The 16,888-nt window shown below is 69.3% G+C and carries 18 protein-coding genes; 16 read left to right on the top strand and 2 right to left on the bottom strand.

Features of this window, described 5'->3' with window-relative positions:
- Positions 1-161: 161 nt before the first annotated feature.
- From ACLJOO_RS05385 to ACLJOO_RS05340, 10 genes are all read left to right on the top strand, one after another.
- Positions 162-1,403 (top strand): GH12 family glycosyl hydrolase domain-containing protein, encoded by a 1,242-nt coding sequence (locus ACLJOO_RS05385; RefSeq protein ID WP_410785702.1) that lies wholly within the window; start codon positions 162-164, stop codon positions 1,401-1,403.
- A 68-nt stretch (positions 1,404-1,471) separates the two neighbouring features.
- Entirely contained in the window at positions 1,472-2,113 is a 642-nt protein-coding gene (locus tag ACLJOO_RS05380) for an HAD family hydrolase (RefSeq protein WP_410785701.1), read from the top strand.
- 15 nt (positions 2,114-2,128) lie between these two features.
- On the top strand, positions 2,129-3,274 hold the full coding sequence (gene alr, locus ACLJOO_RS05375; protein WP_410785700.1) for an alanine racemase: 1,146 nt from the start codon (positions 2,129-2,131) through the stop codon (positions 3,272-3,274).
- 6 nt (positions 3,275-3,280) lie between these two features.
- Complete coding sequence (locus tag ACLJOO_RS05370) at positions 3,281-4,399, top strand: alpha/beta fold hydrolase (protein WP_410785699.1); 1,119 nt, start codon at positions 3,281-3,283, stop codon at positions 4,397-4,399.
- A complete protein-coding gene (gene tsaE, locus ACLJOO_RS05365) occupies positions 4,399-5,325 on the top strand; it encodes a tRNA (adenosine(37)-N6)-threonylcarbamoyltransferase complex ATPase subunit type 1 TsaE (protein ID WP_410785698.1) in 927 nt (308 codons plus the stop codon). The genes ACLJOO_RS05370 and tsaE overlap by 1 nt, the downstream gene beginning before the upstream one ends.
- 1 nt (position 5,326) lies before the next feature.
- Positions 5,327-5,998: a tRNA (adenosine(37)-N6)-threonylcarbamoyltransferase complex dimerization subunit type 1 TsaB gene (gene tsaB / locus ACLJOO_RS05360; RefSeq protein ID WP_410785697.1), complete on the top strand. Its 672-nt coding sequence runs from the start codon at positions 5,327-5,329 to the stop codon at positions 5,996-5,998.
- On the top strand, positions 5,995-6,444 hold the full coding sequence (locus ACLJOO_RS05355) for a GNAT family N-acetyltransferase (RefSeq protein ID WP_410785696.1): 450 nt from the start codon (positions 5,995-5,997) through the stop codon (positions 6,442-6,444). The genes tsaB and ACLJOO_RS05355 overlap by 4 nt, the downstream gene beginning before the upstream one ends.
- Complete coding sequence (gene tsaD / locus ACLJOO_RS05350) at positions 6,441-7,496, top strand: tRNA (adenosine(37)-N6)-threonylcarbamoyltransferase complex transferase subunit TsaD (protein WP_410785695.1); 1,056 nt, start codon at positions 6,441-6,443, stop codon at positions 7,494-7,496. The genes ACLJOO_RS05355 and tsaD overlap by 4 nt, the downstream gene beginning before the upstream one ends.
- Positions 7,493-7,939 (top strand): GNAT family N-acetyltransferase, encoded by a 447-nt coding sequence (locus ACLJOO_RS05345; RefSeq protein WP_410785694.1) that lies wholly within the window; start codon positions 7,493-7,495, stop codon positions 7,937-7,939. The genes tsaD and ACLJOO_RS05345 overlap by 4 nt, the downstream gene beginning before the upstream one ends.
- Positions 7,936-8,649, top strand: coding sequence for a dienelactone hydrolase family protein (locus ACLJOO_RS05340; RefSeq protein WP_410785693.1), 714 nt, complete (start codon positions 7,936-7,938; stop codon positions 8,647-8,649). Before ACLJOO_RS05345 ends, ACLJOO_RS05340 begins: the two co-directional genes overlap by 4 nt.
- Positions 8,650-8,740: 91 nt before the next feature.
- On the opposite strand, the gene ACLJOO_RS05335 is transcribed toward ACLJOO_RS05340, so the two are convergent.
- Positions 8,741-9,529, bottom strand: coding sequence for a helix-turn-helix domain-containing protein (locus ACLJOO_RS05335; protein ID WP_410785692.1), 789 nt, complete (start codon positions 9,527-9,529; stop codon positions 8,741-8,743).
- Positions 9,530-9,583: 54 nt separating this feature from the next.
- Here ACLJOO_RS05335 and ACLJOO_RS05330 point away from each other — a divergent pair, with 54 nt between their 5' ends.
- Positions 9,584-10,549, top strand: a complete 966-nt coding sequence (locus ACLJOO_RS05330; protein WP_410785691.1) for a zinc-binding dehydrogenase — start codon at positions 9,584-9,586, stop codon at positions 10,547-10,549.
- Here ACLJOO_RS05330 and ACLJOO_RS05325 read toward each other — a convergent pair.
- Complete coding sequence (locus ACLJOO_RS05325; protein WP_410785690.1) at positions 10,507-11,673, bottom strand: THUMP-like domain-containing protein; 1,167 nt, start codon at positions 11,671-11,673, stop codon at positions 10,507-10,509. The genes ACLJOO_RS05330 and ACLJOO_RS05325 overlap by 43 nt on opposite strands.
- Before the next feature lie 192 nt (positions 11,674-11,865).
- On the opposite strand from ACLJOO_RS05325, the gene groES reads away from it, so the two are divergent.
- The 5 genes from groES (at position 11,866) to ACLJOO_RS05300 (ending at position 16,860) form a co-directional block, all read left to right on the top strand.
- A complete protein-coding gene (groES, locus tag ACLJOO_RS05320; RefSeq protein WP_130384566.1) occupies positions 11,866-12,162 on the top strand; it encodes a co-chaperone GroES in 297 nt (98 codons plus the stop codon).
- A 151-nt stretch (positions 12,163-12,313) separates the two neighbouring features.
- Complete coding sequence (gene groL / locus ACLJOO_RS05315; RefSeq protein WP_410785689.1) at positions 12,314-13,933, top strand: chaperonin GroEL; 1,620 nt, start codon at positions 12,314-12,316, stop codon at positions 13,931-13,933.
- A 256-nt stretch (positions 13,934-14,189) separates the two neighbouring features.
- Complete coding sequence (locus tag ACLJOO_RS05310) at positions 14,190-14,636, top strand: GNAT family N-acetyltransferase (RefSeq protein ID WP_410785688.1); 447 nt, start codon at positions 14,190-14,192, stop codon at positions 14,634-14,636.
- A gap of 129 nt (positions 14,637-14,765) precedes the next feature.
- Positions 14,766-15,389, top strand: a complete 624-nt coding sequence (shbA, locus tag ACLJOO_RS05305) for an RNA polymerase sigma factor ShbA (RefSeq protein ID WP_410785687.1) — start codon at positions 14,766-14,768, stop codon at positions 15,387-15,389.
- Positions 15,382-16,860, top strand: coding sequence for a hypothetical protein (locus ACLJOO_RS05300; RefSeq protein WP_410785686.1), 1,479 nt, complete (start codon positions 15,382-15,384; stop codon positions 16,858-16,860). The genes shbA and ACLJOO_RS05300 overlap by 8 nt, the downstream gene beginning before the upstream one ends.
- The last annotated feature ends 28 nt before the right edge of the window (positions 16,861-16,888 follow it).

The raw sequence follows: 16,888 nt of genomic DNA, 5'->3' as shown, positions 1-16,888 counted from the left end.
ATCACGGTTCGATAACGTCACCGCCGTACGCGAGAGCGAACAGCACGACAAGGCCAGTCGAACTGGCCCCTCTGGGGATCCGTCCAATCGATCAGTTGAGGGCCGCACTGGAGTTCTGGGGCAGCAGTGCGACCCGTCGAGCACACTAAGGAACTTTTCGCATGCCCCTCACCCGAACTGCCCGGAGTCGCGCGATTCTGCCCGCGGCCCTCGTCGCGGTCGCCGGTCTGGTCGCCGTACCGATCGTCGTCCACGCGTCGAAGGACTCGCCGGTGTCGACCGCGAACGCCGCTGACAGCACGGTGACAGCCCTTCCCAACGTCGGACGCGTGGAGACCTGCGTCCTTGACGCCTATTCCGGTTGCACCGTCCTGCACGGCTTCGGACAGAAGCCGGTCGCGATCACCGCGACCGCCTCCGGCCCCGCGATGGTGTCGATCGACCCGCGCCGCACCACCGACAAGAGTTACCGGCTGCGTGCGCTCCGCTACGACGGCCAGAGGTACCAGGCCGGCACGAAGGTGACCTACACCGTCCATTACGACTTCGCCGCCGTGGCGGGTCAGCCGACGACCCCGGCACCGACCACCGCCCCGACCAGTGCGCCGACGACGAGCACCCCGAAGCCGTCGCCGACGCCGACCAGCACGACGACCAGCACCAAGCCTCCGACCACGGCGCCGACGACGACCCAGCCGACGGCGACCTCGACGACGACGAGCACCCCGCCGGCTTCGGGGACCTGTAAGAGCCCGTTGTGGTCGTCCTCTGACGCCTTCGGGACCTGGAACACCAGCGGCTACCTGGTCAACAACAACAAGTGGAACGAAGGTGAGTCCGGGCCGCAGACCATCCACGCCTGCGGGTTCAACAGCTGGTACGTCACCTCGGACCAGAAGGAGCTGGCGAGCAACCCGGGATCGGTCAAGACCTACCCGGACACCCAGAAGAACTTCCCGGAGAAGGCCATCAGCTCGTTCAGCACCATCAAGAGCACGTACGCCAACTCCCAGTCCGCACCGTCGTCCGGCGAGTACAACTGGTCCTACGACATCTGGCTGAACGGACTCGGCAACGAAGAGCTGATGATCTGGACCAACTACCGGTACCCCGCCTCGTTGCCGCCTGGTGACGCGCAGGACAAGGCGACCGTGACGATCGACGGCCACACGTACGCCGCCTGGAAGCGCGGCGCCGTCGGCAGCAGGTACATCGCGCTCGCGATGACCGACCAGAAGGCCGCGAGCACCGTCGACCTGAAGAAGGTCTTCGACTGGCTGGTCTCGAAGGGCTGGCTGTCCGGCACGGACAAGGTCAGCGCGATCGAGTACGGCGTGGAGATCTCCTCCACCAACGGTCCGGCGACCTTCCGGCTGGACGACTACTCGCTCACCACGTCCTGACCCCAGCTCGCTCTCGCAAACCCCGGCGGCCACCGCACTCGATGCGGTGGCCGCTTAGGGTTTCCGGTGTGACGGGACTCGTGATTTTCGACAACGACGGTGTGCTGGTGGACTCCGAGCGGCTGGCCAACACGATTTTGGCCGAGTTGCTGACGGAGGCGGGGCTGCCGTACACCTTCGAGGAGACGGTGCGGGACTTCATGGGCGGGTCGATGGCGTCGATGCGCCAGAAGGCGGAGGCCCAGCTCGGGCGGCCGCTGCCGGCGGATCTCGAGGACCGGTACCACCAGCGGCTGTTCGATGGATTCGCCCAGCTCCAGGCGATCGAGGGCGTTGAGGCTGTCCTCGATCACCTGGACGAGCGCGGCGTCACGTACTGCCTCGCCTCCTCGGGCACCCATCGACGGATCCGTACGGCGTTGACCGCGGTCGGCTTCCTGCACCGGTTCGAGGGCCGGATCTTCAGCGCCGAGGACGTCGCGCACGGCAAGCCCGCGCCCGACCTCTTCCTGCACGCGGCCGCCTCGATGGGTGTGAAACCGGCCGACTGCCTGGTGGTCGAGGACAGCCCGCTCGGCGTCGCCGCCGCGGTCGCCGCCGGCATGAAGGTCTTCGGGTACGCCGGCATGACCGACCCCGCGAAACTTGTCGATGCAGACACGGTTTTCCACAACATGGCCGCCCTCGCCGACCTCATCGACGGCGCCTGAGACACTGGAACGACCATGTCTACTCCTGAGTCACGTCCGGTCCGTGCCGAAGCCGTGGTCGATCTGGCTGCGATCCGTCACAACGTGCGTACACTGCGTGCCCGCGCCGAGGGCGCGCAGCTGATGGCTGTGGTCAAGGCCGACGGGTACGGGCACGGGATGGTCCCGGTCGCCCGGGCTGCCCGCGAGGCCGGTGCGGACTGGATCGGCGCCGCGGTCCTCGAGGAGGCGCTCGCGCTGCGCGCCGCCGGTGACACCGGGCGGATCTTCTGCTGGTTGACCACGCCCGGCGAGCCGCTCGAAGACGCGATCGAGGCCGGGATCGACCTGTCCGCAGGCGCGCCGTGGGAGATCGACGAGCTGATCGCCGGGGTGCAGGACCGCCCGGCGCGGGTGCACCTCAAGATCGACACCGGGATGTCCCGCGGCGGCGCCGTACCGGAGGAGTGGCCGGCGTTGATCCGCGCGGCCGTCCGCGCGCAGGCGAGCGGACAGATCGAGATCAAGGGCATCTGGTCGCATCTGGCCTCCTCGGACGAGCCGAAGAGCCCGGTGAACGAGTCGCAGCTGGCGACCTTCACCGAGGCGATCGAGGTGGCCGAGTCCTTCGGGATCGACGCCGAGTTCAAGCACCTCGCGAACTCCGGCGCCACGCTGGCGTTGCCGGAGACCCATTTCAACCTGGTCCGTCCGGGCGTCGCGACGTACGGCCTGTCGCCGTTCGGGCATGCGCTGCCGTCGGAGGAGCTCGGCCTGCGGCCGGCGATGACGCTGAAGGCGCGGCTGGCGATGGTGAAGCGGGTGCCGGCCGGCGCGGGCGTCTCGTACGGGCTGACCTGGACCGCGCCGCGGCCGTCGACGCTCGGCCTGATCCCGCTCGGGTACGGCGACGGGCTGCCGCGGCACGCCTCGAACGGCGGCCCGGTCCAGGCGTACGGCGCGCGGCGCGCGATCGTCGGCCGGATCTGTATGGACCAGTGCGTCGTGGACCTCGGCGACGACCAGGCCGCGGCAGGCGACGAGATCGTGCTGTTCGGCCCGGGGACGTCGGGCGAGCCGACCGCGGACGACTGGGCCGACGCGGCCGGGACCATCAACTACGAGATCGTCACCCGCCTGGGCGCCCGGATCCCACGCAGGTACGTCGACAGCGAGAGGTAGACCGGCATGTCCAAAGCAGGGCGGACTGCCGGTCTGATCGGGGCCGCGGTCGGAGTGCTCGCCGCGGGTGCCGCGGCCGGGGTCGCGGTCGAGCGTCAGGTGATCGGCCGGCGCGCGGGGCAGCGCAAACAGCTGGAGGCCGAGCCGTTCGGGTCGCTGCGCGGTACGCCGTACATCTTCACCGCCGACGACGGGGTCGAGCTGTACGTCGAGGTGGACGAACTGAAGCGCTCCCGGCGACCTGCGCCGCCGCCGAAGCGCAGGCTCGGCCGGAAGCTCCCGCTGCCGCCCGAGGACCTGACGGTGATCTTCGCCCACGGCTACGGGCTGAACATGGACCTGTGGCACTTCGAGCGCCGCGACCTGGCCGGCATCGGCACGATGGTGTTCTACGACCAGCGCTCGCACGGACGCTCCGGGCGGTCGCCGAAGGAGAACATCAGCATCGACCAGCTCGGCAAGGACCTGTACGGGATCGTCGAGCGGTTCGCGCCGACCGGACCGGTGATCCTGATCGGGCACTCGATGGGCGGCATGACGATCATGGCCCTGGCCGAGCAGCATCCCGAGCTGTTCGGCGACCGGGTGATCGGCGTCGGGCTCTGCTCGACCAGCGCGGGCGGGCTGGACCAGGTGCCGATCGTGTTCCCCGGCAAGGTCGGCATGCTCGCACGGGCACTCGCCACGCCGACGGTCGCAGCGCTGGCCCGAATCCCGGACGTGGTCGAGCGCAGCCGGAAGGCCGGTACGGACATCAGCTACCTGCTGACCCGGAAGTACTCGTTCGGTTCCGAGGTGCCGCCGGCATTCACCGAGTTCGTCAACGAGATGATCGCGGCGACGCCGATCGAGGTGATCGCGGAGTTCTACCCGATCTTCGCGCTGCACGACAAGTACGACGCCCTGGAGCCGCTGCAGAAGGTCGAGTGCGTGGTGATCGGCGGCGACAAGGACCACCTGACGCCGTTCGACCACGCCGAGGAGATCGTCCGGCGGGTCCCTGGCGCCGAGCTGGTCGAGGTTCAGAACTGTGGCCACCTCGGCCTGGTCGAGCACCACCGTGAGTTCACCGCCGCCCTCCTTGGGATGATCGAACGAGCCGAACAATCCCTAGGACCCACCTGATGACAGATCTGCACGTCGTCGACGCCACTCCGGAACACGTCGACGACATCGTTTCCGTGATCCACCATGCCTTCTCCGCGCGCCGGGTTCTCGACCCGCCGTCGACGGCGTTGTCCGAGAACGCGACGACGGTGGCGGCGGCGATCGCCAAGGACGGCGGGCTGCTGGTGCTGAGCGACGGCGTTCCGCTCGGAGCGGTGCTCTTCGAGCAGGTCGGTGACGTCCTGAATCTGCGGCGCGTGTCGGTCGACCCGCGGTACCAGGCCCGCGGCGTCGCCTCCGCGATGGTCGGTTGCGCCGAGGAGGTCGCCGTACGTCGAGGGCTCAGTCGGGTGAACCTGATCGCGCGGGTCGAGCTGCCGGACACCGTGGAGTTCTGGAGGCGGCGTGGGTACTCCGTCGTCGACCAGCAGGCGCACAACCTGACCTTTGCCAAGGCGATGCCGGTCGAGTTGACCGTGCCGACTGCTGACGAGATGCAGGCGATCGGCGAGGAGCTGGCCGGTCAGCTGCGCGCGGGCGACGTACTCGTGCTGTCCGGTGACCTGGGCGCCGGCAAGACGACGTTCACGCAAGGGCTCGGCGTCGGGCTCAAGGTGCGCGGCGCGATCACTTCGCCGACGTTCGTGATCTCGCGCGTGCACCCGTCGCTGGCCGGTGGTCCTGCCTTAGTGCATGTCGATGCGTACCGGATCGGTGGGTTCGCGGAGCTGGACGATCTCGACCTGGACGCGAGCCTGGAGGACGCGGTCACAGTGGTCGAGTGGGGTCATGGGCTGGCAGAGGCGCTCGCGCCCGATCGGCTGGACATCGTGGTGACCCGTGGCGACGACGACACCGACGAGACGCGGGCGCTGCGGATCACTCCGGTGGGTCCGCGGTGGGCCGCATCCGGCATTCAGCTGTCCGTACTGGAGAAGAACTGACATGTTGCTTGCCTTCGACACCTCGAGTGCCGCCGTCACCGTCGCGTTGGCCACGCCGGCCGGTGAGATCGTCGCCTCGTCGACGACCGTCGACGCGTTGCGCCACGGCGAACTCCTCGCGCCCGCGATCGCTGCAGCGCTGGACACGGCGGGAATCACGCCGCGCGATCTGACCGGGATCGCGGTCGGCGTCGGTCCCGGTCCGTTCACCGGGCTGCGGGTCGGGCTTGTGACGGCCCGGACGATGGGCGAGGTGCTGGGGATCGAGGTCTCCGGCGTCTGTAGCCTCGACATCCTCGCGCGACAGTCGACGCTGACGTTGCCTGTCGCGGTCGCGACGGATGCGCGGCGCAAGGAGATCTACTGGGCGCTGTACGACGGTCCGGCCGCGGACGGCAGCCGTCGGCGGCTCGAAGGACCTGCGGTCGACAAGCCCGCTGACGTCGCGCACGTGCTGTCCGGGCTGCCCGTGATCGGCCGCGGCGTGGTGCTGTACGGCGAGGTGCTGGGTGTGGCGGCGCCGGGTGATTCGGCTGTCGGAGTGGAGTATCCGTCGGCCGAGGTGCTGGCGGCGGGGGTCGCGACCGGGACGCTCGAGGTTGTCGCACCGGATCCGCTGTACCTGCGTCGGCCGGACGTGACCATGTCCAGCGGGCCGAAGAGCGTCCTGTGAGACCTGCCATCAGAGCGGCGCGTTCGGACGACCAGGCCGAACTGGTCGCGTTGGACGAGCTGTGCTTCGGCACGGCTGCCTGGAGCACAGACGCCTGGGAGGACGAGTTCGACCGGCTGAGCGAGGACCGTGTCGTCCTGGTCGCGGACGAGGGCGCGCTCGTGGGGTACGTCGTACTGCTGCTGCCGCCGGTCGCGCTTGATGTGGTCGAGGTACTGCGGATCGCGGTGAGCCCGGCGGAGCGCCGTACCGGGATCGGCGGGCAGTTGCTGACGGCGGCGCTGGACCGGTGCGCCGGGCGGACGGTGTTGCTGGAAGTTGCTGCGAGCAACGAATCGGCGATCGGGCTGTACCGGGGCTTCGGCTTCGAGGAGATCAGCCGGCGGAGCGGGTACTACGGCGGCGGCGAGGATGCGGTGATCATGCGGTGGCGGGAGACGGTATGACTTCGAATGAGCCTTTGATCCTGGGGATCGAGACGTCGTGCGACGAGACCGGGGTCGGGATCGTGCGCGGGCAGACGCTGCTCGCCGACGCGATCGCGTCCAGTGTCGAGGAGCACGCCCGGTTCGGCGGCGTCGTTCCCGAGGTGGCCAGTCGGGCGCACCTCGAGGCGATGGTGCCGACGATCCGGCGGGCCTGCGAGACGGCCGGTATCAAGCCGACCGATGTCGACGCGGTCGCGGTGACCAGCGGGCCCGGTCTGGCTGGCGCGCTGCTCGTCGGCGTCGCGGCGGCCAAGGGGCTGGCGTTGTCGCTGGACAAGCCGATCTACGGCGTGAACCACCTGGCGGCGCATGTCGCGGTGGACACGTTGGAGCACGGCGATCTGCCGAAGGGCTGCGTCGCGATGCTGGTGTCCGGTGGGCACTCGTCACTGCTCGCGGTCGAGGACATCACCGACGGCGTCGTACCGATGGGCAGCACCATCGACGACGCGGCCGGTGAGGCGTTCGACAAGGTGGCGCGGGTGCTCGGGCTGCCGTTCCCGGGCGGTCCGTGGATCGACAAGGCGGCGCGCGACGGCGGGGACCGGCTGTACGTGACGTTCCCGCGCGGACTGACGTCGCAGCGGGACCTCGAGCGGCACCGGTTCGACTTCTCGTTCTCCGGTTTGAAGACCGCGGTCGCGCGCTGGGTCGAGGCGAAACGGCGCGACGGCGAGGATGTGCCGGTGAACCATGTCGCGGCGGCGTTCCAGGAAGCGGTCTGCGACGTACTGACCCGCAAGGCGATCGACGCCTGCAAGGACCGCGGCTTCGAGCACCTGCTGATCGGCGGCGGCGTCGCGGCGAACTCGCGGCTCCGGGCGATGGCCGAGGAGCGAGCCACTGCGGCCGGTATCGCCGTACGGGTGCCGCGGCCCGGCCTGTGCACCGACAACGGAGCGATGGTCGCCGCGCTCGGCTCGGAGCTGGTCCGGTCCGGGAAGGCGCCGTCGCCGCTCGATCTCCCCGCCGACTCGTCGATGCCGATCACGGAGGTACTGAACAAGTGAAGTGGACCGGGCCGGACGGCTTCGAGGCGGACGACAACGCCGAACGGATCGACGCCGACGTGGTGCAGGGCTTCCTGAGTACGTCGTACTGGGCCGAGGGGATCCCGCGCGAGGTGGTGGAACGCGCGATCGCCGGATCGCTGAACCTCGGGGTGTACGGCGCGGACGGTGCGATGGTTGCGTACGCGCGGATGGTGACGGATCGCGCCACGTTCGCGTGGCTGGCCGACGTGTTCGTGCTGGAGTCGCACCGGGGGCACGGTCTCGGGCGGTTTGTCGTGTCGACCTTGCTCGAGCATCCGGAGTTGAAGGGCCTGCGGCAGATCTTGCTGGGGACCGCCGACGCGCACGAGCTCTACCGGTCGTACGGCTTCAGCGAAACGCCGCCTGGACGGATGATGGCGATCCGCAAGGAACCGGCCGAGTTGTACGCGCGGCCGTGAGGCGTCCGGGTGTCGATCTCGTCCGGCACCCGGCGGGCGCGACCGAGCTGGTGCTGCTCGCACACGGCGGCGAGGAACACTCGCACGCCGACCCGCACCTGTGGCGCCCCGCGCTGCTGCGGATGTGGCCGTTCGCGCAGGCCGCGCGGTCGGTCGCGCCGAACAGCGCGATCGGGTTCCTGCGGTATCGCCTCCGGGGCTGGAACGACGGCGGCGACGCGGCCACCGATCTGCGGACCGTTCTGGACGAGCTGCCGCCGGTGATCTCGCGGGTGCTACTGATCGGGCACTCGATGGGCGGGCGAGCGGTCGTTGCCGCCGGCGATCATCCGCGGGTGGCGGGCGTGCTCGCGCTGGCGCCGTGGCTGCCGCGCGACGAGCCGCTCGTCGCGCTGCGCCCACCCGTGACGTTCGTGCACGGGACCGACGACACGATCACCTCTCCCGCGGGCACGACGGCGTACGCACAGCGGCTGCGGGCGGCCGGGGTGGAGGTGACGACGTATTCCCTCGCCGGGGAAGGGCATGCGATGCTCCGGCGCGCGAAGGACTGGGACCGGCTGGTGGCCGGGTTCGTCGGAGGGATCCCTGCCGGTGGTGGCGACGAACAGCTGCCGGCGGTGCGCGATCAGGCGGCGTCGGCGGTCGGCGCTATCGTGGCGGCTCGGGTCCGGCTGCCGGTGAAGGAACGATTCCGGACCTCGGGCTGAGGTGTTAGTGGCGGGTCTCCGGGGAGTTGCGGCAGCGGACGCAGCACCTCGTCCGCCGGCTTGTCGCCCGGAGACCCGCTCGCGAGATCGATCATATGTTCGAATGTCCGTCGCGCGCAAGTCCGGATTGTTCCGCGCGGTGACGGCCGGGGGTGGTGCCGACGACAGCGGCGAAGGCTGCGATGAAACCGCTCGGGTTGGCCCAGCCGCAGGCGTGTGCGACGTACGTGGTGTCGTGGCCGTCCGCGAGCAGGACCAGGGCGTGGTAGATCCGGAGTTGGGTGCGCCATTCGTAGTACGTCATGCCGAGTTCGTTGCGGATCAGGCGGCTCAGGGTGCGGGCGCTGGCTCCGGCCTTGCGCCCCAGTTCGGCGAGTGGGGTGTTGTCCGCCGGGTTCTCGCGGAGGAGCTGCGCGATGGCGCGCAAGCGGTCGTCGTGCGGTTCCGGTAGTTGCAGCGGCTGCTCGGTCGCTTCGTGGAGCTCGTCGACGAGAACGTGCTGGAGGCGGGTGCGGGCGGCGGGCTCGAGTTCGCGGCTTGTCAGCGCGAGGACGACTTCGCGGGCGAGACCGGACGCCAGGAACACGGCCGGGCGATCCGGGATGTGTCGGGCCAGCGTCGTGGGCAGGAACACGATCCGCATGTCGGTCTCGCCGTGGGCGCGGTGCTGGTGGGTGAACCCGGCCGGCGTCCAGGCGATCCGGTTGGCGGGAACGATCGACGTACCCCGATCGGTGTGCACGGCCAAGACGCCGCGCGCGGCGTACACCAGGTGTCCCTCGTCGTGGGTCTGCACCGAGCTGGTGCCGCCGGACGCCCAGTGGTGGGCGCCGGCGGACGGGAAGATCTCCGAGCGGAGAGGTTGGCGGCCAACGGGCATAGCTTGGCATTCTATCGGTGGTCGGCCATGCCGGTCTGCGGCGAGAGTGAAGGCATGAGTGCGACGATGCGTGCCGCGGTGTGTGTCCGGGCGGGTGGACCCGAAGTGCTGGAGCTTCGCGAGCTGCCGGTGCCGGCGGTTCGGGACGGCTGGAGTCTGGTGCGGGTGGCGGGAGCCGGTCTGAACCGGTCGGAGTTGCGGACCCGGCAGGGGCATTCGCCGACGGTGAAGTTCCCGCGGGTCCTCGGGATCGAATGTGTCGGCGTCGTGGTTGCGTCGACCGATCCCGGCGTACCGGATGGGACGACGGTCGCGGCGGTGATGGGGGAGATGGGGCGGGCGTACGACGGCGGTTATGCGGAGTACGCATTGTTGCCGAACGCAACGTTGATGCCGATCGCCACGACGCTGCCGTGGGACGTGTTGGCTGCGTTGCCCGAGACATACCTCACGGCGCAGGGCGCGTTGGACGCGTTGGGGATCGAGCGCGGCGGCCGGCTGCTGATCCGCGGCGGTACGTCGTCAGTGGGGATGGCAGCTGCGGCGATCGCGGCCGGGTACGGGGTCGAGACCGCGGTGACGACGCGGCAGGCCGGCAAGGTCGACGCGCTGACGGCCGACCACGTGTTAGTCGATGACGGCTCGGCGCTGCAGGAGGTCTGGTCGGACGGACCGGACTACGTGCTGGATCTGGTCGGTGCGCGTACGGCGGTGGACTCGCTGCGGATCGTCCGTCGTGGTGGGACGGTGTGCGTCGCGGGATCGCTCAGCGGGTGGTTGATCCAGGACTTCGAGCCGATCGCGATGATCCCGTCCGGGACCCGGCTGACGGCGTTCCACAGCGAGACGATGAAGGGTCGCGCGGACGTGCTGCAGCGGATCGTGAAAGAGGTCGAGAGCGGTGTCTACCGGCCGAACGTCGACCGCGTGTTCGAGCTGGACGAGATCGTCGCGGCGCACCGGTACATGGAGGACGATCAGGCGACCGGGAAGCTCGTCGTCACCCTGCGGCAGGAGTAGGCGACGGCGTCGCGGCCGATGCGCGTGATGATCAGGGTCGCCGACGTCGAGCCTTTCGGGGCGAGCTTCTTGCGCAGCTGGGCCGGATCGAGGTCGACGCCGCGCTTCTTGATCTCCAGCGTCCCGATGCGCTGGCTGCGGACCCAGGAGCGCAACGCTTTCTCCTTGTAGGGCAGCTCCTCCAGCACTTCGTACGCCGAGGCCAGCGCTGTCGGGACGTACGTCGACGCGGTGACGTAGGCGATGCGGGGATCCAGCAGCCAACCGTCGACCGCTACGGCGACTGCGGTGACCAGACCGGCCCGGACGACCGCACCGTCGGGCTCATAGATGTACTTGCCGACCGGACCGCTGTCGGCATCCGGTGCGTCGCTCACACTCGCACCACCCGGCAGCAACGTCGCTCGTCGTGGCGTACCGCCGTACAGGTCACCGGACCAGAGCGCGGCCTCCTTGACCTCGCCGGAGTCACTGATCCACTCCGCTTCGACACCTTCGGGGATCGCGTCGTGCGGGATGCCGGGCGCAACCTTCACGCACGCAGTCCGCTGCAGGAGCTGAGTGACGAAGGACCACGGCGGCGAGTACGCGTTGTGGTCGAACACCCGCCGCCCGTCCGACCGGCGCGCGGGGTCGGCGAACACCATGTCGTACGACGTGAGATCCGTCGTCTCCGCATCGCCGACAAGGACCTCGCCAGGCAGGTCGAACGCCGCCAGGTTCGCGCGGGCGACGGCTGCGGTCTCCGGGTCTCGTTCGACACCGGTGACCAGCATTCCCGCCCGGGCCATGACGATGAGGTCGCCGCCGATGCCGCATCCCAGGTCGACCATCGTGTCGATCTGGGAGAGCGCCACGCGTGCGGCTCGGTGGGTGCTCACTGTGGTGCGGGTGGCTTGCTCCAGGCCGTCTGGGGTGAAGTACATGCGTTCTGCGTCCGGACCGAACTTGGCGACGGCGCGGTGGCGCAGTGCGGCCTGCGTGACCGCAGTCGTGACAAGCGTTGCGTCGTACCGGCGTCTGAGCTTCTCGACCAGCTGGAGCTCCTTGCCGGGGCGGTACGCGGCGCAGGCAGCAGCCAGCACCTCAGCGCCCGGTCCGTCGAGCAGCGCAGCGACACTCACCCCGGCAACTTTAGAGGTCTCACGGTGAGAATCCTTTGGCACTCGAGTTGACCGAGTGCTAATCGCGGCCTAGATTCGGTGTTGGCACTCTCGATGCGAGAATGCCAGCGGTCCGGCCCTTGACCCCCGCGACGGCAGGGGAGCGCGACCACCATGAACCGCAAACAGCACATCGACCGTGGAGGTCAGCAAGTGTCGGTCACGATCAAGCCGCTCGAGGACCGTGTCCTCGTCGCGCCGCTCGAAGCCGAGCAGACCACGAAGTCCGGCCTGGTGATCCCGGACACCGCCAAGGAGAAGCCGCAGGAGGGCGAGATCCTCGCCGTCGGCCCCGGCCGGATCGACGACAACGGCAACCGCGTCCCGCTGGACGTCGCCGTCGGCGACAAGGTCATCTACTCCAAGTACGGCGGCACCGAGGTCAAGTACGACGGTCAGGACTACCTGATCCTGGGCGCCCGCGACATCCTCGCAGTCGTCAGCAAGTGACGAACGCCCGCCGTTCCTGACTGACACCGCCCCGGGGCCTCTGGCGCCGGGGCGGAGTGGGTCCGGCACCCGACCGGGGTGGTGGGGCGGGGGAGTTGGACACAGGGCTCGCTCCTGCAACGAGACATACGGAAAAGGACTGGTTTTCTTCATGCCGAAGATCCTCGAGTTCGACGAGAACGCGCGGCGCGCGCTGGAGCGTGGCGTCGACAAGCTCGCGAACACGGTGAAGGTGACGCTGGGCCCGAAGGGCCGCTACGTCGTCCTGGACAAGAAGTGGGGCGCCCCGACCATCACCAACGACGGTGTCACCGTCGCCCGTGAGGTCGAGCTGGACGACCCGTTCGAGAACCTTGGTGCGCAGCTCACCAAGGAGGTCGCCACCAAGACCAACGACATCGCCGGTGACGGCACCACCACCGCGACGGTGCTGGCGCAGGCACTGGTGCACGAGGGCCTCCGGGCGGTCGCCGCCGGCGCCAACCCGATGGGCCTCAAGCGCGGTATCGAGGCGGCCGTCGAGGCCGTGTCGGCCAAGCTGGTGGAGACCGCCCGCGCGGTCGACAACAAGGGCGACATGGCTCACGTCGCCACCATCTCCGCCCGGGACGCCGAGATCGGCACCCTGATCGCGGACGCGTTCGACAAGGTCGGCAAGGACGGTGTGATCACCGTCGAGGAGTCGAACACCTTCGGGACCGAGCTCGAGTTCACCGAGGGTATGCAGTTCGACAAGGGCTACATCTCGCCGTACTTCATCACCGACGCCGAGGCCGGCGAAGCGGTGCTGGAGGAGCCGTACATCCTGATCCACCAGGGCAAGATCTCCGCGATCGCGGACCTGCTGCCGCTGCTGGAGAAGGTCGTGCAGTCCGGCAAGACGCTGCTGATCATCGCCGAGGACGTCGAGGCCGAGGCCCTGTCCACCCTCGTGGTGAACAAGATCCGCGGCAACTTCACCTCCGTCGCCGTCAAGGCGCCGGGCTTCGGTGACCGCCGCAAGGCGATGCTGGAGGACCTGGCTGCGCTCACCGGCGCGCAGGTCGTCGCCCCCGAGGTCGGGCTGAAGCTCGACCAGGTCGGCCTCGAGGTGCTCGGTTCGGCGCGCCGGATCGTGGTCTCGAAGGACAACACGACCGTCGTCGAGGGTTCCGGCAAGGCCGAGGACATCGAGGGCCGGGTCAGCCAGATCAAGTCCGAGATCGAGCGCACCGACTCCGACTGGGACCGCGAGAAGCTGCAGGAGCGGCTGGCCAAGCTGGCCGGCGGCGTCTGCGTCATCAAGGTCGGCGCGGCCACCGAGGTCGAGCTCAAGGAGAAGAAGCACCGGATCGAGGACGCGGTGTCCGCGACCCGGGCCGCGATCGAGGAGGGCATCGTCGCGGGTGGCGGTTCCGCACTCGTGCACGCGTCCACCGTGCTGGACAAGGACCTCGAGCTCGACGGTGACGAGGCCACCGGCGTCCGGATCGTCCGCAAGGCGGTCGTCGAGCCGCTGCGCTGGATCGCCGAGAACGGCGGCTACGAGGGCTACGTCGTGACGGCGAAGGTTGCCGAGCTCGAGTCCGGCAGCGGCTTCAACGCCGCCACCGGTGAGTACGGCGACCTGCTGGCGCAGGGCGTCCTGGACCCGGTCAAGGTGACCCGGTCCGCGCTCGCCAACGCCGGCTCGATCGCCGCGCTGCTGCTGACCACCGAAACCCTGGTGGTCGACAAGCCCGAGGAAGAAGAGCCCGCCGCAGCCGGTCACGGCCACGGCCACGGCCACTGATCCCTCAGCAGTAGTAGTTCGACAGCACACAGCACCGCCCGGCAGGTCCTCGGACCCGCCGGGCGGTGTTTCTGTTGTGCGGCGGCGAACCTGGAGACAGGACCTGGTGGGCTGGAACAGGCAAGGCCGGTTATCCCCTCGTGTTGGGGGTTCTCTGATGGTGTGCGAGGGGAGAACCCCCAACCCGAGGGGTTATCCAGTCCTGTGCTCCAAGCCCCGTGCCGATCCCACCCGCTCGGTCTGGTGGGATGGTCGGGTGTTGATACGGGTGCGGGGCGACGAGGATCTGGATGTCTGCGTGGAGCTGTTGCTGGCTGTGCACGAGCAGGCGGCGTACCCGATCAACTGGCCTGCTGACCCGTGCGCCTGGCTGACGCCGGAGAACCGGCTGGGTTGCTGGGTCGCGGTGAGTGCCGCGCGAGTCGTGGGACATGTGGTGCTGACCGCCGCGGGGGACGGCGCCGAGGTGGAGCGGTTGTTCGTGGACCCGGAGGCGACTCGGCAGGGGATCGGGCGGCTGTTGCTGGACCATTGCGCGACGACCGCCGCCGAGCTCGGGCGGAAGCTCTCGCTCGAGGTGGTCGACAACCGCGGCGCCGCCGTACACCTCTATCGACGGGCCGGCTGGCACGAGATCGGTCGTAGGCCGATCGACTGGGCCGGCGAGCACGCGACCGAGTTGATCCGCTTCGTGGCTCCGTAGAACGAAACTCGCCGGTAGTGACAGATTGTGATGAAAACATGCGCTTGACCACGAATTGCCACTAGGCAACGAGAGTTGAGCGCCGTACCATCTTTCAGGCTGACCGGTCCGAACACGAGGGGGCGAGGGGTGACAGAGGTCCGAGTACCTGACACCCACGACCGGGTCGAGCTCAGGGATCTTGCCGCGCTGGCCGGCGACGGGGACCGCACAGCTCTCAACGACCTGCTCACCAGGGTGCGCGCAGTCGCGCACCGTTACGTACGGTCCCGTTTGTGGACCTATCCCGGCGGCGCCGACATGGTCGACGACGTCGCACAAGAAGTTTGTGTCGCGGTGTTCGGCGCGCTGAGCCGGTACCGTGACGAGGGGAGGCCTTTCGAGGCTTTCGTCTACGGCATCGCGGCCCGCAAGGTCGCCGATGCCCAGCGTGCGTTCGCGGTCGCCGACGTCTCGACGCCGGACCTGCCGGACGGCGCGGACGAGTCACCGACGCCGGAGGAGCGCGCAGTTCGGCACTCAGAGGTCCAGCACATCATGGGCCTGCTGGACAAGTTGCCGGAGAAACTGCGGGAGATCCTGCGCCTTCGCGTCGTTGCGGGGTTGTCAGCCGAGGAGACCGGCCGGGCACTGGGGATGACACCGGGGGCGGTGAGGGTCGCACAGCATCGGGCGTTGAACACGCTCAGGGGGTTTGTGGGGCATGAAGCACAGCTGGAACGAGGAAGAGCAGGGGAGGGGCATCATGGCTGACCGTTTCGACCTGGACGCGATCGAGGCCGATGACGCGCTGCTCGATCTGCTCGCCGCCGGTGGGGAGTCCGCCCGCTCGGCGGGCGAGCACGACGCGGCCGTCGCGCTGCTGGCCGATCTACGGCTCGCGGTGGAGGTCGAGGACGAGCTCCCGGTAGAGACCATCGACGATCCGGAGAGCTTCCTGGCGCGTTGCGCCGCGCTCAACCCGATCACCGACCCGTTCGCCCGCAAGGTGGCGACCCGCGGTCTGGCGTTCGGTGTCGCCGCGGTGGCCGCGCTGTCGGTCTCCGGGGTGGCCGCGGCGGTCACCGGTGACCCGTTGTCGCCGTACGAGAAGGTCATCGAGAAGATGGTCGACGCGGTCCGCCCGCAGACCAGCTTCCCGAAGGAGGAGCTCGACGGCCTGCCGATCGTGGACCGCAGCACGATCGTCAAGGTCGGCAAGGACTTCAAGGAGAAGGCCAAGGCGCAGCGCGCCGCCGAGAACGGCAAGGACGGCTCGGCCGGCGACGACCCGCAGGCGCAGGAGATCAAGGGAACGCCCGAGGTCGTGCCGCCGGGGGACAAGCCGGTCGCGAGCCGCGAGTGGCCGTGGAAGGTGCCGACCGAAGAGCAGAAGACGCTCGATCCGGTCAAGCCGACGACCGAGGTGACGCCGACTCCGACCGACACCACGACGGACCCGACCGACACCAAGACGACGGACCCGACCGACACCAAGACGACCGAGCCGACCGACACGAAGACGACGGAGACGCCGCCGGACACGCCGCCGTCGACGCCGACGGACCAGCCGACCGACACTCCCACGCCGACTCCGACGCCGACGGACACCACGACGCCGCCGGCGAACGTCGACACCGGTACGGGCGACAACACGGGCGACAACAACACGTCGACCGGGGAGCCGACGTCCACGCCGACCTCGACGCCGAGCGCGGGCTCCGGCGAGGGCCAGACGAGCGACGGGGACACCACGCCCGCCGGTGACACCGGCGGCACGGGCGGCGCGGACACCAGCGGTTCGGACTCGAGCGGTGACGGCGAGAAGCCGAGCAGCGAGGTCACGCAGGTTCCGGCCGAGGTCAAGGAACTCGTGGACGTCGTCGAATCGATCGTGTCGCCGGTGCTGCCGACGCCGAGCGGTGAGCCGGTCACGAACGAGACGGCCGAGCGGTTCTTCGGTACGCCGGACGCGACGGCGAAGTCCGTGACGACAAGCAAGGCGACCGCGAAGGCGAAGAAGGCACCTGCTGCGGCGAAGAAGGCCGCCTCGACGAAGGCGGCCGCCAAGCACTCGAGCGGGGCGGTCAGCACGGGCTCGGTCCGCAAGACCTACCCGACCGGCAAGCACTCCAGCGGCCAGTACCCCGAGGGCAAGCACGCCGCCATCGAACGGACCTACGGGTCCACCGAGGAGACGGTCGTGCTGACCATCCTCGGCGTCGTCAACACCGCGACCAGGTAACCGGCCGACCACCGACCGCCCGCCGCGA

This window comes from Kribbella sp. C-35 (assembly GCF_046549195.1).
GTDB lineage: Bacteria > Actinomycetota > Actinomycetes > Propionibacteriales > Kribbellaceae > Kribbella.
This window is presented reverse-complemented; position numbering and strand designations above follow the sequence as displayed.

What these genes read in the sequence shown, in the direction of transcription:
- tsaD (WP_410785695.1), top strand. Translation starts at nt 6,441, where the DNA reads ATGACTTCGAATGAGCCTTTGATCCTGGGGATCGAGACGTCGTGCGAC.
- groL (WP_410785689.1), top strand. Translation starts at nt 12,314, where the DNA reads ATGCCGAAGATCCTCGAGTTCGACGAGAACGCGCGGCGCGCGCTGGAG.
- ACLJOO_RS05330 (WP_410785691.1), top strand. Translation starts at nt 9,584, where the DNA reads ATGAGTGCGACGATGCGTGCCGCGGTGTGTGTCCGGGCGGGTGGACCC.
- ACLJOO_RS05385 (WP_410785702.1), top strand. Translation starts at nt 162, where the DNA reads ATGCCCCTCACCCGAACTGCCCGGAGTCGCGCGATTCTGCCCGCGGCC.
- alr (WP_410785700.1), top strand. Translation starts at nt 2,129, where the DNA reads ATGTCTACTCCTGAGTCACGTCCGGTCCGTGCCGAAGCCGTGGTCGAT.
- ACLJOO_RS05335 (WP_410785692.1), bottom strand. Translation starts at nt 9,529, where the DNA reads ATGCCCGTTGGCCGCCAACCTCTCCGCTCGGAGATCTTCCCGTCCGCC.
- tsaB (WP_410785697.1), top strand. Translation starts at nt 5,327, where the DNA reads ATGTTGCTTGCCTTCGACACCTCGAGTGCCGCCGTCACCGTCGCGTTG.
- ACLJOO_RS05300 (WP_410785686.1), top strand. Translation starts at nt 15,382, where the DNA reads ATGGCTGACCGTTTCGACCTGGACGCGATCGAGGCCGATGACGCGCTG.
- tsaE (WP_410785698.1), top strand. Translation starts at nt 4,399, where the DNA reads ATGACAGATCTGCACGTCGTCGACGCCACTCCGGAACACGTCGACGAC.
- ACLJOO_RS05370 (WP_410785699.1), top strand. Translation starts at nt 3,281, where the DNA reads ATGTCCAAAGCAGGGCGGACTGCCGGTCTGATCGGGGCCGCGGTCGGA.